25 protein-coding genes and 1 rRNA gene are annotated in these 26,122 nt (G+C 66.9%); 17 read left to right on the forward strand and 9 right to left on the reverse strand.

Annotated features, from left to right (window positions below):
* Window positions 1-55: 55 nt before the first annotated feature.
* Window positions 56-943: a tRNA glutamyl-Q(34) synthetase GluQRS gene (gene gluQRS / locus FG99_RS09710; protein ID WP_043269043.1), complete on the reverse strand. Its 888-nt coding sequence runs from the start codon at window positions 941-943 to the stop codon at window positions 56-58.
* Window positions 944-1,028: 85 nt separating this feature from the next.
* Window positions 1,029-1,472, reverse strand: a complete 444-nt coding sequence (dksA, locus tag FG99_RS09715) for an RNA polymerase-binding protein DksA (RefSeq protein ID WP_009612973.1) — start codon at window positions 1,470-1,472, stop codon at window positions 1,029-1,031.
* 191 nt (window positions 1,473-1,663) lie between these two features.
* Between dksA and FG99_RS09720 the strand changes: the two genes are divergently transcribed.
* Entirely contained in the window at window positions 1,664-2,836 is a 1,173-nt protein-coding gene (locus tag FG99_RS09720) for a pyridoxal phosphate-dependent aminotransferase (protein WP_043269046.1), read from the forward strand.
* Entirely contained in the window at window positions 2,836-3,543 is a 708-nt protein-coding gene (sfsA, locus tag FG99_RS09725; RefSeq protein WP_043269048.1) for a DNA/RNA nuclease SfsA, read from the forward strand. Before FG99_RS09720 ends, sfsA begins: the two co-directional genes overlap by 1 nt.
* Before the next feature lie 147 nt (window positions 3,544-3,690).
* Here sfsA and FG99_RS09730 read toward each other — a convergent pair whose 3' ends face one another.
* Both FG99_RS09730 and FG99_RS09735 read right to left on the reverse strand, forming a co-directional pair.
* Window positions 3,691-4,020, reverse strand: a complete 330-nt coding sequence (locus FG99_RS09730) for a Rieske (2Fe-2S) protein (protein ID WP_043269051.1) — start codon at window positions 4,018-4,020, stop codon at window positions 3,691-3,693.
* Window positions 4,021-4,102: 82 nt separating this feature from the next.
* Window positions 4,103-6,313 carry a TonB-dependent hemoglobin/transferrin/lactoferrin family receptor gene (locus tag FG99_RS09735; protein ID WP_043269053.1) on the reverse strand — a complete coding sequence of 737 codons (2,211 nt, stop codon included), beginning with the start codon at window positions 6,311-6,313 and terminating at the stop codon, window positions 4,103-4,105.
* A gap of 185 nt (window positions 6,314-6,498) precedes the next feature.
* On the opposite strand from FG99_RS09735, the gene FG99_RS09740 reads away from it, so the two are divergent.
* The 5 genes from FG99_RS09740 to FG99_RS09760 are packed head-to-tail and all read left to right on the forward strand — an operon-like array spanning window position 6,499 to window position 11,155.
* A complete protein-coding gene (locus FG99_RS09740; protein WP_043269055.1) occupies window positions 6,499-7,554 on the forward strand; it encodes a hemin-degrading factor in 1,056 nt (351 codons plus the stop codon).
* Window positions 7,555-7,564: 10 nt separating this feature from the next.
* Window positions 7,565-8,458: a heme/hemin ABC transporter substrate-binding protein gene (locus tag FG99_RS09745; RefSeq protein WP_043269059.1), complete on the forward strand. Its 894-nt coding sequence runs from the start codon at window positions 7,565-7,567 to the stop codon at window positions 8,456-8,458.
* A gap of 50 nt (window positions 8,459-8,508) precedes the next feature.
* Window positions 8,509-9,492 carry a FecCD family ABC transporter permease gene (locus tag FG99_RS09750; RefSeq protein ID WP_141766272.1) on the forward strand — a complete coding sequence of 328 codons (984 nt, stop codon included), beginning with the start codon at window positions 8,509-8,511 and terminating at the stop codon, window positions 9,490-9,492.
* Window positions 9,492-10,259 (forward strand): heme ABC transporter ATP-binding protein, encoded by a 768-nt coding sequence (locus FG99_RS09755; RefSeq protein ID WP_043269063.1) that lies wholly within the window; start codon window positions 9,492-9,494, stop codon window positions 10,257-10,259. Before FG99_RS09750 ends, FG99_RS09755 begins: the two co-directional genes overlap by 1 nt.
* Window positions 10,260-10,270: 11 nt before the next feature.
* The gene (locus FG99_RS09760; protein WP_043269070.1) at window positions 10,271-11,155 is read left to right on the forward strand and encodes a ChaN family lipoprotein; all 885 of its coding nucleotides are present in this window, start codon (window positions 10,271-10,273) and stop codon (window positions 11,153-11,155) included.
* A gap of 818 nt (window positions 11,156-11,973) precedes the next feature.
* Here the strand turns inward: FG99_RS09760 and FG99_RS09765 are convergent.
* From FG99_RS09765 to FG99_RS09775, 3 genes are all read right to left on the reverse strand, one after another.
* The gene (locus FG99_RS09765; RefSeq protein ID WP_009612954.1) at window positions 11,974-12,774 is read right to left on the reverse strand and encodes a Crp/Fnr family transcriptional regulator; all 801 of its coding nucleotides are present in this window, start codon (window positions 12,772-12,774) and stop codon (window positions 11,974-11,976) included.
* 107 nt (window positions 12,775-12,881) lie between these two features.
* Window positions 12,882-13,154: a TfoX/Sxy family protein gene (locus FG99_RS09770; RefSeq protein ID WP_009612953.1), complete on the reverse strand. Its 273-nt coding sequence runs from the start codon at window positions 13,152-13,154 to the stop codon at window positions 12,882-12,884.
* A gap of 209 nt (window positions 13,155-13,363) precedes the next feature.
* Entirely contained in the window at window positions 13,364-14,926 is a 1,563-nt protein-coding gene (locus FG99_RS09775) for a bifunctional aminoglycoside phosphotransferase/ATP-binding protein (protein ID WP_009612952.1), read from the reverse strand.
* A gap of 219 nt (window positions 14,927-15,145) precedes the next feature.
* Here FG99_RS09775 and mrcB point away from each other — a divergent pair, with 219 nt between their 5' ends.
* The 3 genes from mrcB to FG99_RS09790 are packed head-to-tail and all read left to right on the forward strand — an operon-like array spanning window position 15,146 to window position 18,631.
* Complete coding sequence (gene mrcB, locus FG99_RS09780; protein ID WP_009612951.1) at window positions 15,146-17,467, forward strand: penicillin-binding protein 1B; 2,322 nt, start codon at window positions 15,146-15,148, stop codon at window positions 17,465-17,467.
* Window positions 17,468-17,483: 16 nt separating this feature from the next.
* Window positions 17,484-18,302 carry a hypothetical protein gene (locus FG99_RS09785; RefSeq protein ID WP_043269071.1) on the forward strand — a complete coding sequence of 273 codons (819 nt, stop codon included), beginning with the start codon at window positions 17,484-17,486 and terminating at the stop codon, window positions 18,300-18,302.
* Complete coding sequence (locus tag FG99_RS09790) at window positions 18,302-18,631, forward strand: YqcC family protein (RefSeq protein ID WP_009612949.1); 330 nt, start codon at window positions 18,302-18,304, stop codon at window positions 18,629-18,631. The genes FG99_RS09785 and FG99_RS09790 overlap by 1 nt, the downstream gene beginning before the upstream one ends.
* A gap of 18 nt (window positions 18,632-18,649) precedes the next feature.
* On the opposite strand, the gene FG99_RS09795 is transcribed toward FG99_RS09790, so the two are convergent.
* Entirely contained in the window at window positions 18,650-19,096 is a 447-nt protein-coding gene (locus tag FG99_RS09795; RefSeq protein WP_009612942.1) for a DUF4124 domain-containing protein, read from the reverse strand.
* Between the two features lie 402 nt (window positions 19,097-19,498).
* On the opposite strand from FG99_RS09795, the gene FG99_RS09800 reads away from it, so the two are divergent.
* The 6 genes from FG99_RS09800 to msrQ all read left to right on the forward strand — a co-directional run bounded on the left by FG99_RS09800 (window position 19,499) and on the right by msrQ (window position 25,435).
* Window positions 19,499-21,229: an acetolactate synthase 3 large subunit gene (locus tag FG99_RS09800; RefSeq protein ID WP_043269074.1), complete on the forward strand. Its 1,731-nt coding sequence runs from the start codon at window positions 19,499-19,501 to the stop codon at window positions 21,227-21,229.
* A 2-nt stretch (window positions 21,230-21,231) separates the two neighbouring features.
* A complete protein-coding gene (gene ilvN / locus FG99_RS09805; RefSeq protein WP_009612939.1) occupies window positions 21,232-21,723 on the forward strand; it encodes an acetolactate synthase small subunit in 492 nt (163 codons plus the stop codon).
* A gap of 46 nt (window positions 21,724-21,769) precedes the next feature.
* Window positions 21,770-22,786: a ketol-acid reductoisomerase gene (gene ilvC, locus FG99_RS09810; protein ID WP_009612937.1), complete on the forward strand. Its 1,017-nt coding sequence runs from the start codon at window positions 21,770-21,772 to the stop codon at window positions 22,784-22,786.
* 140 nt (window positions 22,787-22,926) lie between these two features.
* The gene (pssA, locus tag FG99_RS09815; protein WP_009612935.1) at window positions 22,927-23,745 is read left to right on the forward strand and encodes a CDP-diacylglycerol--serine O-phosphatidyltransferase; all 819 of its coding nucleotides are present in this window, start codon (window positions 22,927-22,929) and stop codon (window positions 23,743-23,745) included.
* 62 nt (window positions 23,746-23,807) lie between these two features.
* On the forward strand, window positions 23,808-24,821 hold the full coding sequence (gene msrP, locus FG99_RS09820; protein ID WP_043269075.1) for a protein-methionine-sulfoxide reductase catalytic subunit MsrP: 1,014 nt from the start codon (window positions 23,808-23,810) through the stop codon (window positions 24,819-24,821).
* Window positions 24,822-24,826: 5 nt separating this feature from the next.
* Window positions 24,827-25,435, forward strand: coding sequence for a protein-methionine-sulfoxide reductase heme-binding subunit MsrQ (gene msrQ, locus FG99_RS09825; RefSeq protein WP_043269178.1), 609 nt, complete (start codon window positions 24,827-24,829; stop codon window positions 25,433-25,435).
* Between the two features lie 126 nt (window positions 25,436-25,561).
* On the opposite strand, the gene FG99_RS32470 is transcribed toward msrQ, so the two are convergent.
* The gene (locus FG99_RS32470; protein WP_177330898.1) at window positions 25,562-25,834 is read right to left on the reverse strand and encodes a hypothetical protein; all 273 of its coding nucleotides are present in this window, start codon (window positions 25,832-25,834) and stop codon (window positions 25,562-25,564) included.
* A gap of 136 nt (window positions 25,835-25,970) precedes the next feature.
* On the opposite strand from FG99_RS32470, the gene FG99_RS09830 reads away from it, so the two are divergent.
* Window positions 25,971-26,122 (forward strand): 16S ribosomal RNA (locus FG99_RS09830); the annotation flags it as partial.

Consider the following 26,122-nt stretch of genomic DNA (forward strand, 5'->3'; position numbering starts at 1 on the left):
CTACAGGCAGCCGATGGGCGCCTGCAAGCCGGGGCGCATGGCCCCTCCCATCATCTTAGAGCCGGGCGTCTTCCAGCGTCAGTACGCGGGGGATGCGCGCGGCGTCCCAGTGCGCCACGCCCCAGGCCAGCACCTCGGCCGGGGTGGCGCCGGCCAGTTCCGCCGGCGCGGCCTGGCCCAGGGCCTTCAGGGCGCGCAGCAGCAGCGGGGCGGCCTGCTCGGCGGCCAGCGGCGGCGAGCGGTAGGACTTGCCCAGCTTGTGGCCGTCGGGCTGGACGATCAGCGGCACGTGCAGGTAGCGCGGATGGGCCACCCCGAGCAGTTCCTGCAGGTACAGCTGGCGCGGGGTGTTGTCCAGCAGGTCGGCGCCGCGGACGATGTCGGTCACGCCCTGCCAGGCGTCGTCCAGCACCACCGCCAACTGGTAGGCATAGAGGCCGTCGCGGCGGCGGATGACGAAGTCGCCCACCTCGCGGCCCAGGTGCTGGCGGAACTCGCCCTGGATGCGGTCGACGAAGGCGTATTCCAGTTCCGGCACGCGGATGCGGATGGCCACCTCGCCATGCCAGTCGTGGCCGGCGTTGCGGCAGGTGCCGGGGTAGATGCCGCCGGAGCCTTCGAGTTGCTTGCGCGAACAGGTGCAGGCGTAGGCCAGGCCGCTGCGCAGCCACTGCTCGACCACCGCCGCGTAGGCTTCGCCGCGCTCGCTCTGGCGTTCGACCGGGCCGTCCCACTCGAAGCCGTAGCGCTCCAGCGTCTGCAGGATGGCGGCCTGGGCGCCGGGCATTTCCCGCGGCGGGTCGAGGTCTTCCATGCGCACCAGCCAGCGCCCGCCAACGGCGCGGGCGTCCAGGTAGGAGGCGACGGCGGCGACCAGCGAGCCGAAATGCAGGTAGCCGCTGGGGGTGGGGGCGAAGCGTCCGGTGTAGCGGGAGTCGGGCATGGCGCAGGCTTGTGGTCAGGGGCGGGGAGCGCCGCACAAACGCGACGGGGCGCCTAGGCGCCCCGTTCGCGAAAAGCCGCCGGCATCAGGAGCCGAGCTGCTTTTCCTTGATTTCCGCGAGGGTCTTGCAGTCGATGCAGAGGGTCGCGGTGGGGCGGGCTTCGAGGCGGCGGATGCCGATCTCCACGCCGCAGGAGTCGCACCAGCCGTAGTCGTTGTCCTCGATCAGCTGGAGGGTCTCGTCGATCTTCTTGATCAGCTTGCGCTCGCGGTCTCGGGCGCGCAGTTCGAGGCTGAACTCCTCTTCCTGGCTGGCGCGGTCGGCCGGGTCCGGGAAGTTGGCCGCTTCGTCCTGCATGTGGTGCACGGTGCGATCGACTTCTTCCATCAGCTCAACTTTCCACTTGTTGAGGATGGAGGTGAAGTGGGCGCGCATGCGCTCGCTCATGTACTCCTCGCCCTTGGTTTCCTGGTAGGGCTCGAAGCCACGAATCAGTTGGCTGCTCTGCTGTTTTGCATTGGTGGGCATGTGTGGCCGCCTCTCACTCTCGCTAATCCTGTCGCGGATGGTCCCTCTCCGGTCGACGCCGGCCCCGCGCTCGCAAGCGGGCGAACTTACCAGATCGATAATCGCGATGCTACTCCCGGTTGTCGAGCCTGCTGCCACCCGCCGATGGCTTGGTTAGAATCGCCTCTTCGTCGCAAAGTTCGGTATTTCCCATGGTTTCTTCCTTCAGTGCCCGCAGCCGCGCCATCGAACCTTTCCACGTCATGGCGTTGCTGGCGCGAGCCAACGAGCTGCAGGCCGCCGGCCACGACGTCATCCACTTGGAGATCGGCGAGCCGGACTTCAGCACCGCCGCGCCCATAGTCGCCGCCGGCCAGGCCGCATTGGCCGCCGGCCACACCCGCTACACCGCGGCCCGCGGCCTGCCGCAGCTGCGCGAGGCCATCGCCGGCTTCTACGCCTCGCGCTACCGCCTGGCCATCGACCCCGAGCGCATCCTGGTCACCCCGGGCGGTTCCGGCGCCCTGCTGCTGGCCAGCAGCCTGCTGGTCGACCCGGGCCGCCACTGGCTGCTGGCCGACCCCGGCTACCCGTGCAACCGTCACTTCCTGCGCCTGGTGGAGGGCGCCGCGCAACTGGTGCCGGTGGGCCCGCAGAGCCGTTACCAGCTCACCCCGGAGCTGGTGAATGCGCACTGGAATCAGGACAGTGTAGGCGCTTTGCTGGCATCGCCGGCGAATCCTACCGGCACTTTGCTGCACAAGGATGAACTGGCCGCGTTGTCGCAGGCCCTGAAGGCCCGCGGCGGGCACATGGTGGTGGACGAGATCTACCACGGCCTGACCTACGGCGTGGACGCCAGCAGCGTGCTGGAAGTGGACGACGAGGCCTTCGTCCTCAACAGTTTCTCCAAATATTTCGGCATGACCGGCTGGCGCCTGGGCTGGCTGGTGGCGCCGCCGGAGGCGGTGGGCGAGCTGGAGAAGCTGGCGCAGAACCTCTACATCAGCGCCCCTAGCATGGCCCAGTACGCCGCGCTGGCCTGTTTCGAGGAGGGCACCCTGGCCATCCTCGAAGAGCGCCGCGCCGAGTTCGCTCGTCGCCGCGACTATCTGCTGCCGGCCCTGCGCGAGCTGGGCTTCGGCATCGCCGTGGAACCGGAAGGGGCTTTCTATCTGTACGCCGACATCAGCGCCTTCGGCGGCGACGCCTACCGCTTCTGCCAGCACTTCATCGAGACCGAGCACGTGGCCTTCACCCCGGGGGTGGACTTCGGCCGCTACCAGGCCGACCACCACGTGCGCTTCGCCTACACCCAGAACCTGGAGCGCCTGGAACAGGCGGTGGAGCGCATCGCCCGCGGCCTGAAGAGCTGGCGGCCCTGATGCGCTTCGCTCCGGAACTGGAAGAGGCGCGCCTGCTGCGCCGCTACAAGCGCTTCCTCGCCGATATCGAAACCGCCGGCGGCGAGCAGTTGACCATCCACTGCCCGAACACCGGTTCCATGCTCAACTGCATGAGCGAGGGCTGCCGGGTGTGGTTCAGCCGCTCGGACGACCCCAGGCGCAAGCTGCCGGGCACCTGGGAGCTGAGCGAGACGCCCCAGGGGCGCCTGGCCTGCGTCAACACCGGGCGCGCCAACCGCCTGGTGGAGGAGGCCCTGCTGGCCGGGAGCGTCGCCGAGCTGGCCGGCTTCGCCGCGCTGCGCCGGGAAGTCGCCTACGGCGTGGAGAGCAGCCGCGCGGACTTCCGCCTGGAGTTCGCCGCCGGGCCGGTGTTCGTCGAGGTGAAGAGCGTCACCCTGGGCTTCGACGCCACGCCGGTGGCGGCCTTCCCCGATGCGGTCACCACCCGCGGGGCCAAGCACCTGCGCGAGCTGGCGGCGCTCGCGCGGCAGGGCACCCGCGCGGTGCTGCTGTATTGCGTGAACCTGTCCGGCATCGAGGCGGTGCGCCCGGCGGAGGAAATCGACCCGGCCTATGCCGCGGCGCTGCGCGAGGCGCGTGACGCCGGCGTCGAGATGCTGGCCTATGGCGCGGACATCGACGTCAGCGAAATCCGCCTGAGCCGGCCGCTGCGCATCGAGCTGTAGGGCGCTCGGAGCCTGTCTACGATCTCGCGAGCTGGAGCAGAACAAGGCTGAAACAGGCGAGAGCGCGCGGTTTAGTCCGCCAAATGAGCATCGCTCGCCTGTTTTTAACGCAGTTATGCCGACGCGCAGCAGGTCGTAGACTGGTTCTCAGTCATCCTCGGACAGGCTTATCCACAGCCCCTGCCCGTCCTCGCGGCACGGCAGGCTGTCGAGCACCTCGCCCAGGCAGGGGCCCTGGATGCATTCGCCGGATTCGATGAGGAACAGCGCGCCGTGGTGGGCGCACTGCAGCAGCGCACCACTGGCATCGAGGAAGCGGTCGGCCTCCCATTCCAGGGGCACGCCGCGGTGCGGGCAGCGGTTGCGGTAGACATGGACGCGGCCCTGGCAGCGCACGGCGAAGACCTTCAGGCCTTCGACCTGGAAGCCGCGGGTCCGCCCCTCGGCCAGCTCGCCCGGATGGCACAGCAGGATCATCCGGACGCTCCCGGCGCCGACAGCAGGGCGCAGGGCGCCCTCTGACGTCGGGATAGGGTGCACGTCCTTGTGCTGAAGCCGGTCAGATCTCCCAGATCAGGTTGGCCGCCGCGTAGCGGCCGGGCTGGGTGTAGCGATCCAGGCTGGGGCTGTTCTCGGTGAGGCCGCGTACGTCGCCCCATTGCCAGTACTTCTTGTCGGTGAGGTTGAACAGGCCGGCGTTGAGGGTCACGCCGTCGGTGATCCGCACCCAGCCGCTGAGGTCGAGCAGACCATAGCCGCCGGGCTTGAATTGGCTGGGGACTTCGTTGTCGTCGATGCGCTGCTTGGCCTGCACCAGGGTCCAGGTCAGCTCGCTGCCGAAGCGTCCGCCGGGCGCATCATACCCCAAACCGAACACGCCCTTGAGCGGGTCGACGCTGTTGATCGGCTCGCCGGTTTCCTCGTCCTTGCCGCGCGCGTAGGACACGGCGCCGCGCAGGCGGGTGCCGTCGGGCAGGCCGGCGGCCAGGTGCAGGTCGAGGTCGCCGCGGGCCTCGGCGCCGCGGATGGTGACCTTGTCCAGGTTGGTGTACTGGTAGGTCAGGCGGCCGTTGCCGGTGGGGTCGTTGGGCAGGGTGACCTGCTCGATGAAGTCGTCGTAGCGGTTGTAGAACAGGGCGACGCCGAAGCTGCCCATGGCGTACTTGCCGCGCAGACCGATCTCGTAGCTGTCGCTGGTTTCCGGCTTGAGGTCGGTGTTGGCGATGGTCTGGTAGCCGATGGCGGTGTTGACGAATTCGCCGAAGATATCCACCGGTTCGGGTGCGCGGAAGCCGGCGGCATACTGGCCGTAGACGCTGTGGTGGTCGTCGATGCGGTAGGTCACGCCGAACTTGGGCGACAGCGCGTGATCGCTGAAGTTGGACGGGTTGGTATCCAGCGGGTTGCTGTTCAGGTAGCGCTGGCTGACCTCCGGGCGCATCTCGTAGTAGTCGTAGCGCAGGCCCGGCAGCAGGGTCCAGCGGCCGATGTCGATGCTGTCCTGGATGAAGACCGCGTATTCGTGGGTGACCGGGTCGGGGAAGTCGCTGAGCGGGAAGGTCTCGCTACCGAAGGCCGGCGGCACCGGCTGGCCGTTGCTCTGGAAGGTCTCGCCGCCCTTGCGCAGGTCGCTGCTCTCCAGGCGCTTGAGATCGAAGCCGTAGATCAGGTGATGCTGGGTGTCGGCCAGGGCGAACCGCTTGTCCAACTGGCTATTCAGGCCCCAGAGCGTTTCCTGGTATTGCGAATCCCGGGTGCGGTCGCGCAGGCGGCCGCCGCTGAAGCGCTCCTGGTAGGTCTGCTGACGGATCTGGCTGTCCTGATAGTTGAGCTGCCACTGCACCAGGTCGGCCAGCGCGCTGTCGAGCCGGAAGCGGTGCTGCAGGCTGATGCGCTCGCGGTCGGTGCTGTCGCTGGCATCGGAGGTGCGGGTGGTGCCGGTGGCGCTGTATTCGTTGAGCAGGCGGGTGTCGGCGTCGTCGGCGTAGCGCTCGTAGGCCAACTGCAGGCGGCTGCCTTCGGCGTAGTCCCAGCCGACCTTGGCCAGCAGGTTGTCGGTGTCGAAGTCCACCGGGTTGGCTTCGCCGCGGCTGCTACCGATGCCGCCCTGGCCGCCGAAGGTCTCGCTGTCGTGGCCTTCGCGGCGGCTGATGGTCAGCAGGCCGTCCACCGGGCCCTGGCGCCCGGCGAAGGTGGCGCTGCCCAGCCAACTGTCGTCGGAGCCGTCGTAGCCGGTCTTGAAGCGGGCGTAGAAGTCCTTGCCGTCCTCCAGGTAGTCCGCGGCGTCCTTGGTCAGGAAGCTCACCGCGCCGCCCAGGGCGTCGCTGCCGTACAGCGAGCTGGCCGGGCCGCGAAGTATTTCAACGCGTTTCACGGTGTCCAGGTCGATGTAGTTGCGCCGCGCGTCCATGAAGGGGCCGAAGGCGAAGGCGCCGGGCACGCCGACGCCATCCACCTGGGTCAGCACGCGGTTGCCGCCGATGCCGCGGATGGTGAAGCCCGACAGGCCGAAGCGGCTGCCGCTGCCGCTCACCGACACGCCGGGCTCGTAGCGCACCAGTTGCTTGATGTCGTTGGCGTTGTTGCGGTCGATGTCCTGCTCGGTCTGCACGCTCACGGTGCTCGGCACCGCATCCACGGGTTGCTCGCTACGGGTCGCGGTGACCGTGGTCTCCCCGAGGGAAACCGCGTTGTCCGCCAGGGCGAGGGAGGGGCTCAGCAGCAGCAAGGCCAGCCAGTGTCGGCGGGCGAACGGAGGCGTGATCGACATGGGATACCTGTTTTTCTTGGAAATGGCAGATGGCAAATGGCCGTTGGCAGAAGGCGGCGCAGACCATAATTCTTCTCAAATCTAAATGCAAATTATTATCAAATAGATTTATTAAATTTGTTGTGGCACAGTTCGTCGGTGCCGCCGCGATGCGGCAGGTCCCCTTGCGAACGAGGATTTCTGCGATGACTACCCTTTCCGCGCCGGCTTCCGAGCTGTACCGCGCCTGGCAGGCGCTGCGTGCCGAGAAACCGCGCCTGCGCGCCCGCGATGCCGCGCAACACCTGGATGTGAGCGAGGCCGAGCTGACCGCCAGCCGCCTCGGCGTCGATGCCGTGCGCCTGCGCCCGGAATGGGCCGCGCTGTTGCCGGCCCTCGGCGAGCTGGGCCCGATCATGGCGCTGACGCGCAACGAGCATTGCGTGCACGAGCGCAAGGGGCCGTACCAGGAGGTCACCGTATCGGGCAATGGGCAGATGGGCCTGGTGGTGTCCCCGGACATCGACCTGCGCCTGTTCCTCGGCGGCTGGGACAGCGTGTTCGCCATCGGCGAGGAAACCGCCCACGGCACCCAGCGCAGCATCCAGGTGTTCGACCGCCAGGGCACCGCGGTGCACAAGGTGTTCCTCACCGAGCACAGCGACGTCGCCGCCTGGGCACCGCTGGTGGAGCGCTTCCGCGCCGAGGAACAGAGCGAGCGCCTGGAGCTGCGTCCGGCCGAGGCGAAAGCCGCGCCGCTGGCCGACGGCGAGATCGACGTCGCCTCCCTGCGCCAGGGCTGGGCGGCGCTGAAGGACACCCACCACTTCTTCGCCCTGCTGAAGAAGCACAAGACCGGACGCACCCAGGCGCTGCGCCTAGCCGGCCGCGAATGGGCCGAGCCGCTGGACGTCGCCGAGCTGCCGCGCCTGCTGGAGGCCGCGAGCCAGTCCCGCCTGCCGATCATGATCTTCGTCGGCAACGCCCACTGCATCCAGATCCACACCGGCACCGTGGACAACCTGAAGTGGCTGGACGACTGGTTCAACGTGCTCGACCCGCAGTTCAACCTGCACTTGAAGACTTCCGGCGTGCGCCAGCTGTGGCGCGTGCGCAAGCCGAGCAGCGACGGCATCGTCACCAGCTGGGAAGCCTTCGACGCCGACGGCGAGCTGGTCCTGCAGGTGTTCGGCGCGCGCAAGCCGGGTGTGCCGGAACTGCAAGAATGGCGTAGCCTCGCCGAATCCTTCGCGGCCATCTGAGGAGGCAACCATGACTGCGCGTCCCCTGCTGATCGGCCTCTTCGCCGGGCTGTGCCTCGCCGCCTCCAGCGCCATCGCCGACAGCCTGCCCAAGCGCTGGGTGAGCGCCGGCGGCTCGCTGAGCGAGTGGGTTGTGGCCCTGGGCGGCGAGTCGCGACTGGTCGGCGTCGACACCACCAGCCTGCACCCGGCCAGCCTCAAGGCGTTGCCGAAGATCGGCTACCAGCGCCAGCTGGCAGCCGAAGGCATCCTGGCGCTGAAGCCGGACATCCTCCTCGGCAGCGAGGAGATGGGGCCGCCGCCGGTGCTGCAGCAACTGCGCGCGGCGGGTGTGCGGATCGAAACCCTGTCGGCCAAGGCCGACGAGAAGACCGTGCACGACAACCTGCTACGCCTGGGCGAGCTGCTGGGCGCGCCCGAGCAGGCCGGCAAGGCGGCGGCGGACTTCCAGGCGCGCCTGGCGGCGCAGCAGGCCTGGGTGAGCAAAGCCCAGGCCGGGCAGGCCGCGCCGGGCGTGGTGCTGCTGGTCGGCGCCGCCGGCGGCAGCCTGCTGGTGGTCGGGCAGGATACTGCCGGCGACTGGATGATCCAGCACGCCGGCGGGCGCAACCTGGCCAGCCACAGGGGCTACAAGGCATTGTCCGGCGAAGCCCTGACCGCCCTCGACCCGCAGGTGGTGGTGCTGGCCGACCGCAGCCTGGACGGCGACAAGGCCCGCGAGGCGCTGATCCGCCAGAACCCCGGGTTGGCCGCTACCCGCGCGGCGCGTGAGGCCCGCGTGCTGGTGCTCGATCCGACGCTGCTGGTCGGCGGTCTCGGTCCGCGCGTTCCGGACGCATTGGCCAGCCTCTCCAAGGCCTTTTATCCTTCCGCGCAGGCCCTGAACCCGGAAGGTCGTCCTTGACTGCGAAGCACGCTGCCCGACCGCTGTTCCTGCTCCTTGGTTTTCTTCTGCTGCTGGTCCTCTGGCTGTCCCTGGCCCTGGGGCCGGTCAGCCTGCCGCTGGGCGACACGCTGCGGGCGCTGGCGCGTCTGTGCGGCCTGCCGGTGTCCGCCGACGACCTCGGCCAGGCCGAGCTGATCGTCGGGCAGATCCGCCTGCCGCGCACCCTGTTGGGCATCGCCACCGGCGGCGTGCTGGCGCTGGCCGGGGTGGCCATGCAGGGGCTGTTCCGCAACCCGCTGGCCGACCCCGGGCTGATCGGGGTGTCCAGCGGTGCCGCGCTGGGCGCCGCCATCGCTATCGTCTTCGGCGCCTCCATGGGTGGCCTGCCGGAAGCCTTCGCGCCCTACCTGCTGTCCGCCTGCGCCTTCGGCGGCGGTTTGCTGGTGACCGCGCTGGTCTATCGGCTCGGCCGCCACAATGGGCAGACCAGCGTGGCCACCATACTGCTCGCCGGTATCGCCCTCACCGCGCTGGCCGGCGCGCTGATCGGCCTGTTCACCTACCTCGCCGACGACGCCACGCTGCGCACCCTGACCTTCTGGAACCTCGGCAGCCTCAACGGCGCCAGCTACCCGCGGCTGTGGCCGCTGCTGCTGGTCACGCTGCTGGTGGCCTGCTGGCTGCCGCGCCGGGTGGATGCACTCAACGCGTTGCTGCTGGGCGAGTCCGAGGCGCGTCACCTGGGCTTCGACGTCGAGCGGCTGAAGGTCGAACTGATCCTCTGCACGGCGCTGGGTGTTGGCGCTGCGGTGGCCGCGGCCGGGCTGATCGGCTTCATCGGCCTGGTGGTGCCGCACCTGCTGCGCCTGATCGTCGGCCCCGATCACCGGGTGCTGCTGCCGGCCTCGATGTTCGGCGGCGCCATCCTGCTGCTGCTCGCCGACCTGGTGGCGCGCCTGGCGCTGGCGCCGGCGGAGCTGCCGATCGGCATCGTCACGGCGCTGATCGGCGCGCCCTTCTTCCTTTATCTGCTGATCCGGGGGCGTTCCTGATGCTGACGGCGGAGAACCTGACGGTGAAGCGTGGGCATCAGGTGGTCCTGCAGGACGTGAGTCTGGCGCTGCAGCCGGGCGAGGTGCTCGGTGTGCTGGGGCCCAACGGCGCGGGCAAGAGCACCCTGCTGGGCGCCCTCAACGGCGAGCTGCCGCTGGCCGGCGGCAGCGTGAACCTCGATGGCCGCGCGCTGGATCAATGGCAGGGTACGGCGCGGGCGCAGCGCCTGGCGGTGCTGCCGCAGTCCTCGTCGCTGAATTTCGCCTTCAGCGTCGAGTCGGTGGTGGGTTTCGGCCGGCTGCCCCACGACAGCGGCCGCCAGCGTGACCTGCAGATCATCGCCGAAGCTATGGCTGCAGCCGATGCCTCGCACCTGGCCGGGCGCAGCTACCTGGCGCTGTCCGGCGGCGAGCGCCAGCGCGTGCACCTGGCGCGGGTCCTGGCGCAGCTGTGGCCGGGCGGCGCGGAGCAGGTGCTGCTGCTGGACGAGCCGACCTCGGCGCTCGACCCCCTGCACCAGCACACCACCCTGCATGCGGTGCGCGAATTCGCCGGCCGCGGCGCCGCAGTGCTGGTCATCCTGCACGACCTCAACCTCGCCGCGCGCTACTGTGACCGCCTGCTTCTGCTGCACGACGGCCGCCCGCACCTGTTCGGCACCCCGGACGAAGTGCTGCGCGCAGAGCCGCTGCGCCAGGTGTTCGGCCTGGACGTGCTGGTGCAACGTCACCCCGAGCGCGGCCATCCGCTGATCGTCGCCCGTTGAAAGGAGTTCGCATGAAATACCTGCTGATCCCGCTGGTGGCTCTGCTGGCAGCCTGCCAGAGCCTGCCGTCCGCGCCGCCCCTGCCGGCCTGGCAGAGCCCCGAGGGCCGCGACAGCGCCGACCTGGGCGTCATCCGCGACCTGCGCAGCGGCCAGGCACTGACCCCGGAACAACTGCTGGAACGCCTGAGTGGCGCGCCCCGAGTGCTGGTCGGCGAACAGCACGACAACCCCGACCACCACGCCCTGGAGCTGTGGCTGGTGCGCGCCCTGGCCCAGCGCCGCGAGCAGGGCAGCGTGCTGCTGGAAATGCTCAACCCCAACCAACAGCAACGGGTGACGGCAGCCCAGGAGGCCAGCGCTGCCGGCAAGGCGCCTCAGGACCTGTACGCCGCATTGGCCTGGCAGCCGGGCTGGGACTGGTCGCTCTACGGCCCGATGGTGACCTGGCTGGTCAAGCAGCCGGCGCCGTTGCTGGCGGCCAATCTGGACCGCAGCGAGATCAAGCGCATCTACGGGGAGCAACCGGCCCTCGCCGGTACTCGTTCGACGGCCGAGGAAGTCCGCCGGGTGCTGCTCGACGACATCCGCGAATCCCACTGCGGCCTGCTGCCGGAGAGCCAGATGCCGGCCATGCTGGCGGTACAGCAGCAGCGCGACCGGCGCATGGCCGAACGGCTGAAGGCGGCGCCCGCGCCCGCCGTGCTGATCGCCGGCGGTTTCCACGTCCGCCGTGACCTGGGCGTGCCCCTGCACCTGGAAGACCTGGGGGCGGGGGAGGGCATGCAGGTGCTGATGCTGGCCGAGGTCGGCAAGACGGTGTCGCCGCAGCAGGCTGATTACGTCTGGTACACGCCGGCGCTGCCGCCGCAGGATCATTGTGCGAAGTTGCGTTGATGCGGGCATAGCCTGACGGGAGGGCTCCTCTTTTGTAGGAGCGAGCTTGCTCGCGAACAGCGCTCCCGGCTGCGTTGGTGTTTCGGTGGTATTCCGTTCCCTCTCCCCAGCCCTCGACTGCGCGCCCCGCCCTGAAGGGAGAGGGGGCTAGTCCGTGCCGAGAGAAGGCGTGGTTTCAGCCAGAAACCGCCGCTTTTGCCGGCTGACTCAGGAAAACCAGACCGCACCGAACGGTCCCCTCTCCCTTCAGGGAGAGGGTTAGGGAGAGGGCGTTCTTCAGAACAGGCGCCGAAGCCACCGGTAGAACACCCTTCGCGAGCAAGCTCGCTCCTACGAAAAGAAATCCCCCGCCCATGACTTTCCTCCAGGCAAAAAAAGACCCGGCGATGAGCCGGGTCGAAACCGTGATTAGCCTGATGAGGAGATAATCTGATCGTCCGACTGCGTGGTCGCTCAGCTTACCGACTGGCCTCGCGACCAGTTGAGTTAATAATAACAATTATCATTCGCGAGTCAATGTTTTTTTCATCGCCCCGGCAATTTCCGGCGAACGGTCAGAGGAAAGGGCCCTGGAAAAAACGCGGGCAAAAAAAAGACCCGGCGATGAGCCGGGTCGAAAACCGTGATTAGCCTGATGAGGAGATAACCTGAGTGTCCGACTGCGGTAGGGCTCTCAGCTTACCCGCCGACCTCGCGGCCAGCTGTGGTAATAATAACTATTATCATTTGTGAGTCAACAGCATTTCGCAAAAAAAGTCCGCCCTGCAGAAATGACGAAGCCCGGCACATGGCCGGGCTTCGTCTGGACCGGGCTTCGGCTAGCCGGCGCCGAGCTGCAGGCGCAGTTGGGTGACCTCGCGGTTGAGCAGGTCGATGCGCCGGGCCATGCCCTCGATCAGGCTGTGGGCGATGCGTGGGTTGCTCTGCATCAGGCTGAGGAACTGGTCCTTGGGGATCACCATCACGGTGCAGGGCTCGCTGGCGACCACGCTGGCGCTGCGTTTCTCGCCGGTGAACACGGCCATGGCGCCGAAGATCTCGTCCTTCTGCACGTCGCCGACCTTCTGCCCGTCGACGAAGGCCTCGGCATGGCCCTCGATGATGATGAACACATGCTCCGCGTCGTCGCCTTGCTGTATCAACTGGTCGCCGGCGGCGAAGTGGCGGAAGCCGGTAGACGGGCGGATGTCCGGCTGCTTGAGGTGCGCCAGGGCATCGGAAAGCAGGGCGGTGTGGCCGATCAGGTAGTGCAGGAAGAGTTCCTGGCGCTGCTCGTCGGCGTGGATGTGGCGGAACACGTCGCTGCGCGAGTAGGGCACCAGGCACAGCGGCTCGTCGCTGGTGTAGCGGCACGGCGGCAGGTCGATGCCCTGGCGCAGGCCTACCAGGTCGCCCTCCTGCAGGTAGAACAGCGGGCGTTCGTCGACCAGCGCGTGGAGCAGGCCGTTCTCGATCAGGAACAGCTGCTGGTTCGGCAGCTCGGCCGACAGGTCGTCGGTACGTTCCAGGCGGATGGGCTCCGCGCAGGGGGCGAGGCCGGAAAGCAGCTGGGCGGGAATCCCCTGCAGACGGCTGATCAGCTGGTCGGCATAGGCCGGTTGTTCACCGAGTAGGTACATGGGCCGTAATTCCTTGGACGGACGTTGGCGGTCGGGGCGCACGAAGGGCCCTGAAACGATAGGGTTCTGGCCCGCGGCCGTAAATCATTTCCTGGAAGGCTTGTGAGCTAACTCTGATTCCTTTGAGGAAAAGTCTCCAGTTGGCCCAATAGTTCGGCCTTGTGCGCCGGCGGCAGGTCGTTCCAGTGGACGTCCAGCAGGGCGCCCTCGATGGCATAGAGCAGCACCTTGGAGGCCCGGAAGCCGCGGGCCCGAACGGCGCGGTAGGCGCCGACCGCCCCCAGGCGGCGGAGGTCGGAAGCGTTGTGGATGCCCACGGCGTGCAGCCACTGGGCCGAGGTCTTGCCGAGATTCTTCAGATGCAGCAGTTCGTCGTTCATCGTCGGTCCTTGCGATGCGGCACTCGGGGTGGGTCATGCATGGCGGCGAGGGCCGTGAACTGCTGGAGACGGCCGGCTCACTTGACGATGAAGTGTAGCGGGCCCTTGGCGGGGCAATGTGGCTTTGTGATATCGGCAGGCGCCAAAGCGCCCTCGGCATGACGAACGGCAGCCCGGGCATCGATCGTGCCCGGGCCGCGTCGAGGGGGTCAGATGCCCGGCAGGCGCTGGCGGATGCTTTCCACCAGGGTATCCAGGCTGGCACTGTCCTGGGTGTCGACGCGCTTGCTGTGGGCCTGTTCGTCGGCGTCCAGGGCTTCGCGTCCGGCCTGTTGGGCCTGCACCACTTCGAGGGTGGCGTCGGACGGGTCGCCGCCTTGCGCCTGGCGCTGGGCCAGCCAGCCGGCGATCACGCTTTCCGGCGCTTGGCAGTCGAGGATCAGGTAGGGCACCCCGGTGTCGTCGGCGATATGGCGCGCGGCCTGGCGCTGGGCGTGCTTGAGGAAGGTGGCGTCGAGCACCACCGGGTAGCCGGCGCGGAGGATGTCGCCGGCCAGGGCGTTGAGGCGCTCGTAGGTGGCCGCGCTGGATTCGGCATTGTAGATGCCGCCTTGCAGGGCGCCGCGCTGGGCTTGCTGCTGTTCGCCGAACAGGCGCTTGCGCTCCACGTCCGAGCGCAGGCGGATGGCGCCCAGGGCCTCGACCAGGCGCAGCGCCACCGAGCTCTTGCCCACTGCGGAAACGCCCATGGTCAGGGCCAGGAAGCGCGAGGGGATGGCGCTGTAGCTCTCCGCCAGGTTGGCGTAGTTGCGGTACTGGCGCAGGGTCGCGGCCTTCTGCACGGCGTCGTTCTGGTGGGCCAGGCTGAACAGGGCGATCTTGGCCCGCACCAGGGCGCGGTAGGCCTTGTAGAAGTTGAGGATTTCCAGGGACTGGTAGTCGCCGGTCTGCTCCAGGTACTGGCTGACGAAGCGCCGCGAATGGCACTTCAGGCCGCGGTCCTCGAGGTCCATGGCGAGGAAGGCGTAGTCGGCGCAGACGTCGGTGAAGCGGAACGGCTCGTTGAACTCGATGCAGTCGAACAGCACCACCTGGCCGTCGATCAGCGCGGCGTTGCCCAGGTGGATGTCGCCGTGGCATTCGCGGATGAAGCCGTTCGCCTTGCGCGCCTGCAGCAGCGCTTCCAGGCGGTCGTAGGAGCTTTCGGCCCAGGCTTCCAGGGCGTCCAGCTGCAGCAGGTCGGCCTTGTCGCTGAGCAGCGGGCGGATCTGTTCGAAGTTCTGCCGCACCGGTGCCATCACCGCCTCGGCCGAGCCCAGCGGGTTGTCCTGCGGCACCTGCGGGGTGCGCAGGTGGAAGCCGGCGATCTGCTTCGCCAGGGCGTCGATGTGCTCGGAGCTCAGCTCGCCGCGCGTCTGCACCTCGCTGAGCAGGGCGTTCTGCGGGAATTCGCGGCACTTGAGCGCGTATTCGATCGCCGGGCCTTCACCGCCCAGTTGTGGCGCGGCCTCGCTGCCGGTGATCGGCAGCACTTCCAGGTACAGGCCTTCGGTGAGGCGCTGGTTCAGGCGCAGTTCCTCCTCGCAGAAGTGCTTGCGCGCCGCGAGGTCGGTGAAGTCGAGGAAGCCGAAGTTCACCGGCTTCTTGATCTTGTAAACGTACTGGCCGGTGAGCAGGACCCAGGAAATGTGGGTTTCGATGACCCGCACCTGCTCCACCGGGTGGGGGTACAGGGCAGGGTTCTGCAGGGCAGCGATCAGAGTCTGGCTCACGGGATATTGTCCTTGGCTGTCCGGATTCGGGAGGCAGGCATTATGGCGGCATCGCCGGTGGCTGCAAACTTGCCTGGCGCCGCAGGCAACCAATCGGCCGCCCGCTGGTCGAAGCTGCGTCGCTTTGGCCGGGGCACTTCCGCGCGCCTGCGACAGAGCCCGGACACCGCCTCGCGCGGCGTCTGTCCCCTGTGGATAAAGTACGTATAATGCGCCGCCATGACGCGTCCCCGATCCCCCCGTTCCCGTAAGAATCAAAAAGCAGCTCCGTCGCGCAAGTGGCTGGGCTGGCTGCTCAAGCTCAGCCTCGTCGGCCTGGTCGTGCTGGCCGGTTTCGCCGTGTACCTCGATGCGGTCGTGCAGGAGAAGTTCTCCGGCAAGCGCTGGACCATCCCGGCCAAGGTCTATGCCCGGCCGCTGGAGCTGTTCGTCGGCCTGAAGCTGAACAAGGACGACTTCCTCCAGGAACTCGGCGCCCTGGGCTACCGCCGCGACGGCACGGTCAGCGGCCCGGGCATGGTGGCCGTGTCCGGCGGCACGGTCGACCTCAATACCCGCGGCTTCCAGTTCTACGAGGGCGCCGAGCCCGCGCAGCGCATCCGCGTGCGTTTCTCGGGCGACTACGTGGCCGGCCTGTCCCGCGCCGACGGTTCCAAGCTGGACGTGGCGCGCATGGAGCCGCTGCTGATCGGCGGCATGTACCCCTCGCACAACGAAGACCGCATCCTCATCAAGCTGGACGAGGTGCCGCCGTACCTGGTCGACACCCTGGTGGCGGTGGAAGACCGCGACTTCTGGTCCCACCACGGCGTCTCGCTGAAGTCCATCGCCCGCGCCGTCTGGGTCAACGCCAGCGCCGGGCAGCTGCGCCAGGGCGGCAGCACCCTGACCCAGCAGCTGGTGAAGAACTTCTTCCTGACCAACGAGCGCAGCCTCAGCCGCAAGCTCACCGAAGCCATGATGGCGGTGCTGCTGGAGCTGCACTACGACAAGCGCGAGATCCTCGAGGGCTACCTCAACGAGGTGTTCCTCGGCCAGGACGGCCAGCGTTCGGTGAACGGCTTCGGCCTGGCCAGCCAGTACTTCTTCAGCCAGCCGCTGGCCGAGCTCAAGCTGCCGCAGATCGCGCTGCTGGTGGGCATGGTCAAGGGGCCGTCCTACTACAACCCGCGGCGCAACCCGGAGCGCGCCATGGAGCGGCGCAACGTGGTGCTCGACGTGCTCGCCGAGCAGGGCGTGATCACCCCCGAGCAGGCCGCGGCGGCCAAGCAGGCGCCCCTGGGCGTGACGCGCCAGGGCAGCATGGCCAACAGCTCGTACCCGGCGTTCCTCGACCTGGTGAAGCGCCAGCTGCGCCAGGACTACCGCGAGGAAGACCTGACCGAGGAAGGTCTGCGCATCTTCACCAGCTTCGACCCCATCCTGCAGTACAAGGCGGAAACCGCGGTCAGCGAGACCTTCAAGCGCTTCGCCGGGCGCAAGGGCCTGGACCAGACGGAAACCGCGATGGTCGTGACCAATCCGGAGACCGGCGAGGTGCAGGCGCTGATCGGCAGCCGCGATTCGCGCTTCGCCGGCTTCAACCGCGCGGTGGACGCCACCCGGCCGATCGGCTCGCTGGTCAAGCCGGCGGTCTACCTGACCGCCCTCGAACGGCCCAGCCAGTACACCCTGACCACCTGGATCCAGGACCAGCCGTTCTCCATCAAGGGCAAGGACGGCCAGGTGTGGACGCCGAAGAACTACGAAGGCAGCTCCAACGGCACCATCTTCCTCTACCAGGGGCTGGCGCGTTCGCTGAACCTGTCCACCGCCAAGCTGGGCCTGGACCTGGGCGTGCCCAACGTGCTCAAGACCCTCGAACGTCTGGGCGTGCAGGTGGACTGGCCGGCCTACCCGTCGATGCTGCTGGGCGCCGGCGCCATGACGCCGATGCAGGTGGCGACCATGTACCAGACCATCGCCAGCGGCGGCTTCAACACCCCGCTGCGCAGCATCCGCAGCGTGGTCGCCGCCGACGGCCAGCCGCTCAAGCGCTATCCGTTCCAGGTCCAGCAGCGCTTCGACTCGGGCTCCATCTACCTGCTGCAGAACGCCATGCAGCGGGTGATGCGCGAGGGCACCGCGCGCTCGGCCTACAACCAACTGCCGTCGAACCTGACCCTGGCGGGCAAGACCGGCACCACCAACGACTCCCGCGACAGCTGGTTCTCCGGTTTCGGCCAGGACCTGCTGGCGGTGGTCTGGCTGGGCCGCGACGACAACGGCAAGACGCCCTTCACCGGCGCCACCGGCGCGTTGCAGATCTGGACCAGCTTCATGCGCAAGGCCGACCCCCTGCCGCTGGACATGCCGATGCCGGATAATGTCAGCATGGCCTGGGTCGATCCGCGTACCGGCCAGGGCAGCGACGCCAATTGTCCGGGCGCCGTGCAGATGCCCTATATTCGCGGAAGCGAGCCGGCGCCCGGCGCCGGCTGTGGCAACAACCAGACGCCGGCCGGCGAGGTCATGGACTGGGTCCGTGGCTGGCTGAACTGAGGCGAGAGGATTCGAAGTGAAAAACGCGTGGTTTGCCGTGGCTGCCGCCGCGGCCGTGCTGTCCGGCTGCGCTTCCCCGCAGCAGGGCGCCATCCCGGTACGGGATTCCGGCACCTCGGTGTCCAACCAGGAGCGGGTCGGCTATTCCAATGCCAACCGCCCGGCCAATGCCAGCACCGCGCCGAGCGCGGCCTCGCAGCCAGCGGGTGATTCCGGCGTGACCGTGATGGTGCCCCAGGATGCCGGCATGGCACCGATCCAGACCTTCCCGGCGCAGAGCGGCGCGGCGCCGCTGTCCACCGGCCCGATCACATCCGGCAGCGTCCCCGCGGCCCCCGCCGCCAGCGCACCGAGCAACATCAGCGCCACCGGCGGTTTCAGCCAGCAGACCTACCAGCAGCCGGTCTACCAGCAGCAACAGCCCAGCTACCAGCAGCAGGCCCCGGCCGCGCCGGTGCAGGCGCCGTCGGGCATTCCTTCGCGCAACGCGCCGCTGGCCGCCGACGAGCAACTCGATGGCCCGGTCCTGGCGCTGCTCACCACCGCCCAGCAACAGCAGGGCGGCGGCGACCTCAACGGCGCCTCGGCCAGCCTGGAGCGCGCCCAGCGCATCGCCCCGCGCGAGCCGCAGGTGCTCTACAAGCTCGCCCAGGTGCGCCTGGCCCAGGGCGACGCCGCCCAGGCCGAACAGGTGGCGCGCCGCGGCCTGTCGCTGGCCAATGGCCGGCCGACGCTGCAGGCCAGCCTGTGGGACGTGATTGCCAAGGCCCGCGAGGCCCAGGGTGACGCGGCCGGCGCGGCTACCGCGCGGCAGAACGCCAAGGCAACGCTGTGATGGACGATCGCCTGCCGGCCGTGGCCGACCAGCTCCTGCTGATCGAGCGGGAGCTGCGCGCGCTGTCGCTGTGGGGGGAGCAGCCGCCCTCGGAGGAGGCGCTGGCCAGCCAGGAGCCGTTCTGCGTGGATACGCTGGAGCTGGAGGAATGGCTGCAGTGGATTTTCCTGCCGCGCATGAAGCTGATCATCGAGACGGGCGCGCAGCTGCCGCGCGCCTCGGGCATTCGCGCCATCGCCGAAATGGTCTACGTGGACGAGGGCGAACACATGCACGCCCTGTTCGAGGCCCTGGGCGAGTTCGACCGGCTGATCGGCGAGGCGCCCTGAGCCGCGCCTACGCGCCTGTCAGTTGCAGTTCTTCTGCAGGTCCTGCTCGGTCTGGGTGATGCGGGCCTGCCGCTCTTCTTCCGGGATGCGCCGCATCTCGCCGTCGTCGTCGGCCACCCGCACCCGCGGGTTGTTCTTCAGCTGCGCCAGGTTGGTCCGCAGGGTGTCGCAGTAACGCGCGCGCTCGGCCTCCTGCTGGGCGACCTCCTGGCGCACCTTCTCGTCGGCGGCCTTCTGCTTGTCGCTGGCCGAAGGCGCTGGCGCGGGAGCCGGCCTGGGCGGCAGCGGGAAGCCCGAGGGCGGCGGGGCGACCTTGGTGTCCACGGTGGCGGCTTCGGCGCCCTGCGGCGGCTGCGCGCCAAAATGCGTGACGCCCTGGGCGTCGACCCACTTGTATACCTGGGCGGCCATCAGCGGAGCACTCAGGGCGAACATCAGGGCGCCCATCACAATCGTCCGTCGCATGCGGTTTCGGTCCTTGGATGCGGAAACTGCGGGTAACTATAACCAAAAGTGTCGATGCGTCCGCAGAGAAAGATCACAACCTGCGTTAGACACAAATCCATATATGGCTTGACTTGACGCGGCCGAATCAGAAGAATCCAAGGTTCGCTGCAGTGGGCCGGCCGCAAGCTGGTTTTACTCGGCAGACAAGAGGCGCTACCCGCGCCGCTAAGTTTCACCCTGCTTCGCGTTACCTCGCGCTGGGTGGAGGCCCTCCGTAACACACCAGGTGCGCCTCCAAGTTCTGCTCATTCGGCAGTCGACGTAGCCGGCGATTACATTCGCCCAATTGTCTGCCGGGCAGCCAACCAAGTTTCGGTCCCCCGCCCCTGGGAGATCGTTTAGCGTTCTAGAGGTGACAACGTGGAGCTTTTATCCGGCGCTGAAATGGTCGTCCGCTCGTTGCGTGACGAAGGCGTTAAGTACATCTACGGGTACCCGGGCGGTGCCCTCCTGCACATCTACGACGCTCTCTTCAAAGAGAACGACGTGACCCACATTCTCGTGCGTCACGAGCAGGCCGCTACCCACATGGCCGACGGCTATGCGCGCGCCACCGGCAAGCCCGGCGTGGTCCTGGTGACCTCCGGCCCCGGCGCGACCAACGCCATCACCGGCATCGCCACCGCCTACATGGACTCCATCCCGATGGTGGTGATCTCCGGCCAGGTGTCGAGCAACATGGTCGGCACCGACGCCTTCCAGGAAACCGACATGGTCGGCATTTCCCGGCCGATCGTGAAGCACAGCTTCATCATCAAGCACCCTTCGGAAATCCCCGAGGTCATCAAGAAGGCCTTCTACATCGCCCAGTCCGGCCGTCCCGGCCCGGTGGTGATCGACATTCCGAAGGACATGGGCGACCCGACGCAGAAGTTCGAGTACGCCTACCCGAAGAAGGTCAAGCTGCGCTCCTACAGCCCCGCGGTCCGCGGCCACTCCGGCCAGATCCGCAAGGCCGCCGAGCTGCTGCTGTCGGCCAAGCGCCCGATCATCTATTCCGGTGGCGGCGTCATCATGGGCAATGCCTCCGAGCCGCTGACCGAAGTGGCGCGCCTGCTCAACGTCCCGGTGACCAACACCCTCATGGGCCTGGGCGGCTTCCCCGGCAACGACCGCCAGTTCGTCGGCATGCTCGGCATGCACGGCAGCTACACCGCCAACCTGGCGATGCACCACGCGGACGTGATCTTCGCCGTCGGCGCGCGCTTCGATGACCGCGTCATCAACGGCGAGACCGCGGCCAAGTTCTGCCCGAACGCCAAGATCATCCACGTCGACATCGACCCGGCCTCGATCTCCAAGACCGTCAAGGCCGACATCCCGATCGTCGGCCCGGTGGACAGCGTGCTGGCCGAGATGGCCACCATCCTCAAGGAAATCGGCGAGACGCCGAACAAGGAAGCCCTCGCCGCCTGGTGGAAGCAGATCGACGAGTGGCGCGGCAACCGCGGCCTGTTCCCCTACGACAAGGGCGACGGCAGCATCATCAAGCCGCAGAGCGTCATCGAGACCCTCTGGGAAGTCACCGGCGGCGACGCCTTCGTGGCTTCCGACGTGGGCCAGCACCAGATGTTCGCCGCCCAGTACTACCGCTTCAACAAGCCCAATCGCTGGATCAACTCCGGCGGCCTGGGCACCATGGGCTTCGGTTTCCCCGCGGCCATGGGCGTGAAGCTGAACTTCCCGGAGGCCGACGTGGCCTGCGTGACCGGCGAAGGCAGCATCCAGATGAACATCCAGGAGCTGTCGACCTGCCTGCAGTACGACCTGCCGGTGAAGATCGTCAACCTGAACAACGGTGCGCTGGGCATGGTCCGCCAATGGCAGGACATGCAGTACAACAGCCGCTACTCGCACTCCTACATGGAATCCCTGCCTGACTTCGTCAAGCTGGCCGAGGCCTATGGCCACGTCGGTATGCGCATCACCGACCTCAAGGACCTGAAGCCGAAGATGGAAGAGGCGTTCGCCATGAAGAACCGCCTGGTCTTCCTCGACATCCAGGTCGACACCAGCGAGCACGTCTATCCGATGCAGATCCGCGGCGGTGCGATGCGCGACATGTGGCTGAGCAAGACGGAGCGTACCTGATCATGCGACACATCATTTCCCTGCTGCTGGAAAACGAACCCGGCGCGCTGTCCCGCGTGGTCGGCCTGTTCTCCCAGCGCAACTACAACATCGAGACCCTGACCGTGGCGCCGACCGAGGACCCGACCCTGTCGCGCCTCACCCTGACCACGGCCGGGCATGACGAAGTCATCGAGCAGATCACCAAGAACCTCAACAAGCTGATCGAGGTGGTGAAGCTGGTGAACCTGTCGGAAAGCGCCCACATCGAGCGCGAGCTGATGCTGGTGAAGATCAAGGCCACCGGCGCCCAGCGCGCCGAGGTCAAGCGCACCACCGACATCTTCCGCGGGCAGATCGTCGACGTCACCAGCAGCGTCTACACCGTGCAGCTGGCCGGCACCAGCGACAAGCTCGACAGCTTCATCCAGGCCATCGGTACCGCTGCGATCATCGAGACGGTGCGCACCGGCGTGACCGGCATCGCCCGCGGCGACAAGACTCTCAGCATCTGAATTTGAAAGACGGCCCACGAGGCCACTAGACCAGGGGATTACCCAAATGCGCGTTTTCTACGATAAAGACTGTGACCTCTCCATCATCCAGGGCAAGAAAGTTGCCATCATCGGTTACGGTTCCCAGGGCCACGCCCATGCCTGCAACCTGAAAGACTCCGGCGTCGACGTCACCGTCGGCCTGCGTTCGGGCTCGCCGTCCGCCGTCAAGGCGCAGAACCACGGCCTGAAAGTCGCCGACGTGGCCAGCGCCGTCGCCGCCGCCGACCTGGTGATGATCCTGACCCCGGACGAGTTCCAGGGCCGCCTGTACAAGGACGAGATCGAGCCGAACCTGAAGAAGGGCGCTACCCTGGCCTTCGCCCACGGCTTCTCCATCCACTACAACCAGGTCGTACCGCGCGCCGACCTCGACGTGATCATGATCGCGCCGAAGGCTCCGGGCCACACTGTGCGTTCCGAGTTCGTCAAGGGCGGCGGCATCCCCGACCTGATCGCCATCTACCAGGACGCTTCGGGCAATGCCAAGAACGTCGCCCTGTCCTACGCCTGCGGCGTCGGCGGCGGCCGTACCGGCATCATCGAAACCACCTTCAAGGACGAGACCGAAACCGACCTGTTCGGCGAGCAGGCCGTTCTCTGCGGCGGTTGCGTCGAGTTGGTGAAAGCCGGTTTCGAAACCCTGGTCGAAGCCGGCTACGCGCCGGAAATGGCCTACTTCGAGTGCCTGCACGAACTGAAGCTGATCGTCGACCTCATGTACGAAGGCGGCATCGCCAACATGAACTACTCGATCTCCAACAACGCCGAGTACGGCGAGTACGTGACCGGCCCGGAAGTCATCAACGCCGAATCCCGTGCTGCCATGCGCAATGCCCTGAAGCGCATCCAGAACGGCGAATACGCCAAGATGTTCATCAGCGAAGGCGCCACCAACTACCCGTCGATGACCGCCTACCGCCGCAACAACGCGGCCCATGGCATCGAAGTCATCGGCGAGCAGCTGCGCGCCATGATGCCCTGGATCGCCGCCAACAAGATCGTCGACAAGTCCAAGAACTAAGGGCTTAGCGACACTCGAAGAAACGCGGCCCCGGCCGCGTTTTTTCGTTCTTGCCCGGGGTTCTGGTATAAAGCCTGTGCGCCCGGGCGTCCGTGCCCCGCGCTCGATCTTTTTCCGCTGAGTTCCCTAAGGAAGTCTCCATGAGTGAAGGTCCCGAGGAGCCGAACAAGGCCTCCGAAGAAACCGAAAGCCTGCTGCCCATCGACGAGCACGTCGAGGAAGGGCACGACGCCGACGGCCGCAAGGTGCGCCACCGCGGCATCTACTTGCTGCCCAACCTGTTCACCACCGCGGCGCTGTTCACCGGCCTGTACGCCATCATCAACGCCATGAGCGGCGACTTCTCCAACGCCGCCATCGCCATCTTCGTCGCCATGGTCCTGGATGGCCTGGACGGTCGCGTCGCGCGCCTGACCAACACCCAGAGCGCCTTCGGCGCCGAGTACGACTCGTTGTCGGACATGGTCGCCTTCGGCGTGGCCCCGGCGCTGGTCGCTTTCGAGTGGGCGCTGAGCAGCCTGGGCAAGGTCGGCTGGATGGTCGCCTTCATCTATGTGGCCGGCGCCGCGCTGCGCCTGGCGCGCTTCAACACCCAGGTGGGCAAGGCCGACAAGCGCTACTTCATCGGCCTGGCCAGCCCGGCCGCCGCCGCCCTGGTGGCCGGCACCGTGTGGGCCTTCGCCGACTTCGACATCCAGGGCGCCAAGGTCTCCCTGCTGGTCGCGCTGATGGTCGCCGCCGCCGGCATGCTGATGGTCAGCAACATCAAGTACCACAGCTTCAAGGATCTCGACCTGCGCGGCCGCGTGCCCTTCGTGGCGATCCTGGTGGTGGTGCTGGCCTTCGCCGTGGTCTTCACCGACCCGCCGCGCATCCTGCTGCTGCTGTTCCTCGCTTATGCCGCGTCCGGTCCGGTGCAATACTTGTTGCAATTGCGCCGTCGCCGCCGTCCGAGCTGATGTAATTTCCCCCGGGCTCCGCAGTCTATTGGCGCACATAGCCAGTCGTTGCGGAGCCCGCCATGCTGATCCGTATTGCCCGACCTTCCGCTTGCCACGAGTCGGAAGTCACCCCCGAAACCCTCTATCTCTCCCGCCGCCGTTTCCTCGCCGCCAGTGCGGCAGGTGCCGCCCTTGCCGGTCTGCCGGCCATGGGGTTGGCTGATCCTTCCCGCTATGCCGATGTGGAAGCCGCTGCGAGCACACCGGGCTGGTTCAGTGAGAAGCTGCCGGCGATCAAATGGGATGCCGTCACCGTGCAGGGGGAGAGCATCACCCCCTTCAAGGATGCGACCACCTATAACAACTTCTACGAGTTCGGCCCGGACAAGGGCGACCCGGCCGCCAACGCCGGCGCGCTGAGGACCGAGCCCTGGTCGGTGGTGATCGATGGCGAGGTGGCGAAGCCCGGCAAGTACGCCCTAGAGGACTTCATCAAGCCCTACCAGCTGGAAGAGCGCATCTACCGCCTGCGCTGCGTGGAGGCCTGGTCGATGGTCATCCCCTGGATCGGCTTCCCGCTGTCGGAGCTGATCAAGCGTGTCGAGCCGACGGGCAACGCCAAGTACCTGCGCTTCGAAACCCTGGTCGATCGCGAGCGCATGCCCGGCGTGCAATCCAATTTCGCCCTGATCGACTGGCCCTACGTGGAGGGCCTGCGGATGGATGAGGCCATGCACCCGCTGGCGATTCTCGTCGTGGGCATGTACGGCCGCATCCTGGCCAACCAGAACGGCGCGCCGCTGCGCCTGATAGTGCCGTGGAAATACGGCTTCAAGGGCGCCAAGTCGATCATCCGCATCAGCTTCGTTGCCGAGCAGCCGAAGACCACCTGGGAAAGCCTGGCGCCCGACGAGTACGGCTTCTACGCCAACGTCAACCCGACGGTGGACCACCCGCGCTGGAGCCAGGCTCGCGAGCGGCGCCTGCCCAGCGGACTATTCAGCCCCAATGTTCGTCCCACCCTCATGTTCAACGGCTACGCCGACGAAGTGGCCTCGCTGTACGCGGGGATGGACCTGAGGAAGAACTATTGATGCAGATGCGCAATCCCATCTGGCGCGCCAGCGTATTCCTGCTGGCGCTGATACCGCCGCTCTACTGGCTGTACCTGGCCTGGATCTTCGCCCTGGGGCCCGACCCGGGCAAGGCGCTGGTCGACAACCTGGGGCAGGGCGGCCTGGTCCTGTTGCTGCTGACCCTGGCCATGACCCCGCTGCAGAAGCTGACGCGCTGGAACGGCTGGATCCTGGTGCGCCGGCAGCTCGGCCTGTGGTGTTTCGCCTATATATGCCTGCATCTGTGCGCCTACCTGGTGTTCATCCTCGGTCTGGACTGGACGCAACTGGGCGTCGAATTACGCAAGCGGCCCTATATCATCGTCGGGACCCTGGGTTTCCTGGGCCTGTTGCCGCTGGCCCTGACCTCGAACAAATACAGCATGCGCAAACTGGGCAGCGGCTGGAAGAAGCTGCACCGGCTGGTCTATGTCATCCTCGCCCTGGGGCTCCTGCATATGCTGTGGGTGGTGCGTTCGGACATCGAGCGCTGGTCGCTATATGCAGCCATAGGCGTATTCCTGCTGTTGCTGCGCCTGCCGCCGGTGGCGCGGCAATTGCCGGCGCTGCGGGCCCGTTTCGCATCCCGCTGAAGAAACTTTCAGAAAAGTGTTGACGGGCATTCTGAAGTCCCTATAATGCGCACCACTCCCAGCGATGAAGCGCTGAAAGAGCTTGAAAATCAAGCACTTAAGCAGGTTCGAAGTTGAGAGTGGTGATCAGGCGGGTGGTTCACTCGCCGCCTTTGGGTTCGACAGCTGCTCCGGCAGCGAGCCAAAAGGGAGATCGCCGAGGTGCTTGACAGCGAGCCTGATCGCTGTAGAATGCGCCTCCCGCTGACGAGAAGCTCCGGCCGATCGAAAGCGCAAGCGGTTGAGTAGGAACGAAAAATTCTGAAAATAACGCTTGACGAAATAAGAGGTTGGCGTAGAATGCGCGGCCTCGGTTGAGACGAAAGCCTTAACCAACTGCTCTTTAACAAGTTGAATCAAGCAATTCGTGTGGGTGCTTGTGAGTTAAGACTGGTGATCGCAAGATTATCAGCATCACAAGTAACACTCGTGAATTCGAGAGTTTTTTGCGATTGCTGAGCCAAGTTTAGGGTTTTCTCAAAACCCGATCAGTATTGAACTGAAGAGTTTGATCATGGCTCAGATTGAACGCTGGCGGCAGGCCTAACACATGCAAGTCGAGCGGATGAGGGGAGCTTGCTTCCTGATTCAGCGGCGGACGGGTGAGTAATGCCTAGGAATCTGCCTGGTAGTGGGGGACAACGTTCC

The sequence above is a fragment of the Pseudomonas sp. AAC genome, assembly GCF_000725445.1.
GTDB lineage: Bacteria > Pseudomonadota > Gammaproteobacteria > Pseudomonadales > Pseudomonadaceae > Pseudomonas > Pseudomonas citronellolis.

Excerpts from the sequence above, each read along its gene's own strand:
- gluQRS (WP_043269043.1), bottom strand. The coding sequence starts at position 943 with ATGCCCGACTCCCGCTACACCGGACGCTTCGCCCCCACCCCCAGCGGC.
- dksA (WP_009612973.1), bottom strand. The coding sequence starts at position 1,472 with ATGCCCACCAATGCAAAACAGCAGAGCAGCCAACTGATTCGTGGCTTC.
- FG99_RS09720 (WP_043269046.1), top strand. The coding sequence starts at position 1,664 with ATGGTTTCTTCCTTCAGTGCCCGCAGCCGCGCCATCGAACCTTTCCAC.
- sfsA (WP_043269048.1), top strand. The coding sequence starts at position 2,836 with ATGCGCTTCGCTCCGGAACTGGAAGAGGCGCGCCTGCTGCGCCGCTAC.
- FG99_RS09730 (WP_043269051.1), bottom strand. The coding sequence starts at position 4,020 with ATGATCCTGCTGTGCCATCCGGGCGAGCTGGCCGAGGGGCGGACCCGC.
- FG99_RS09735 (WP_043269053.1), bottom strand. The coding sequence starts at position 6,313 with ATGTCGATCACGCCTCCGTTCGCCCGCCGACACTGGCTGGCCTTGCTG.
- FG99_RS09740 (WP_043269055.1), top strand. The coding sequence starts at position 6,499 with ATGACTACCCTTTCCGCGCCGGCTTCCGAGCTGTACCGCGCCTGGCAG.
- FG99_RS09745 (WP_043269059.1), top strand. The coding sequence starts at position 7,565 with ATGACTGCGCGTCCCCTGCTGATCGGCCTCTTCGCCGGGCTGTGCCTC.
- FG99_RS09755 (WP_043269063.1), top strand. The coding sequence starts at position 9,492 with ATGCTGACGGCGGAGAACCTGACGGTGAAGCGTGGGCATCAGGTGGTC.
- FG99_RS09760 (WP_043269070.1), top strand. The coding sequence starts at position 10,271 with ATGAAATACCTGCTGATCCCGCTGGTGGCTCTGCTGGCAGCCTGCCAG.
- FG99_RS09765 (WP_009612954.1), bottom strand. The coding sequence starts at position 12,774 with ATGTACCTACTCGGTGAACAACCGGCCTATGCCGACCAGCTGATCAGC.
- FG99_RS09770 (WP_009612953.1), bottom strand. The coding sequence starts at position 13,154 with ATGAACGACGAACTGCTGCATCTGAAGAATCTCGGCAAGACCTCGGCC.
- mrcB (WP_009612951.1), top strand. The coding sequence starts at position 15,146 with ATGACGCGTCCCCGATCCCCCCGTTCCCGTAAGAATCAAAAAGCAGCT.
- FG99_RS09790 (WP_009612949.1), top strand. The coding sequence starts at position 18,302 with ATGGACGATCGCCTGCCGGCCGTGGCCGACCAGCTCCTGCTGATCGAG.
- FG99_RS09795 (WP_009612942.1), bottom strand. The coding sequence starts at position 19,096 with ATGCGACGGACGATTGTGATGGGCGCCCTGATGTTCGCCCTGAGTGCT.
- ilvN (WP_009612939.1), top strand. The coding sequence starts at position 21,232 with ATGCGACACATCATTTCCCTGCTGCTGGAAAACGAACCCGGCGCGCTG.
- ilvC (WP_009612937.1), top strand. The coding sequence starts at position 21,770 with ATGCGCGTTTTCTACGATAAAGACTGTGACCTCTCCATCATCCAGGGC.
- pssA (WP_009612935.1), top strand. The coding sequence starts at position 22,927 with ATGAGTGAAGGTCCCGAGGAGCCGAACAAGGCCTCCGAAGAAACCGAA.
- msrP (WP_043269075.1), top strand. The coding sequence starts at position 23,808 with ATGCTGATCCGTATTGCCCGACCTTCCGCTTGCCACGAGTCGGAAGTC.
- msrQ (WP_043269178.1), top strand. The coding sequence starts at position 24,827 with ATGCGCAATCCCATCTGGCGCGCCAGCGTATTCCTGCTGGCGCTGATA.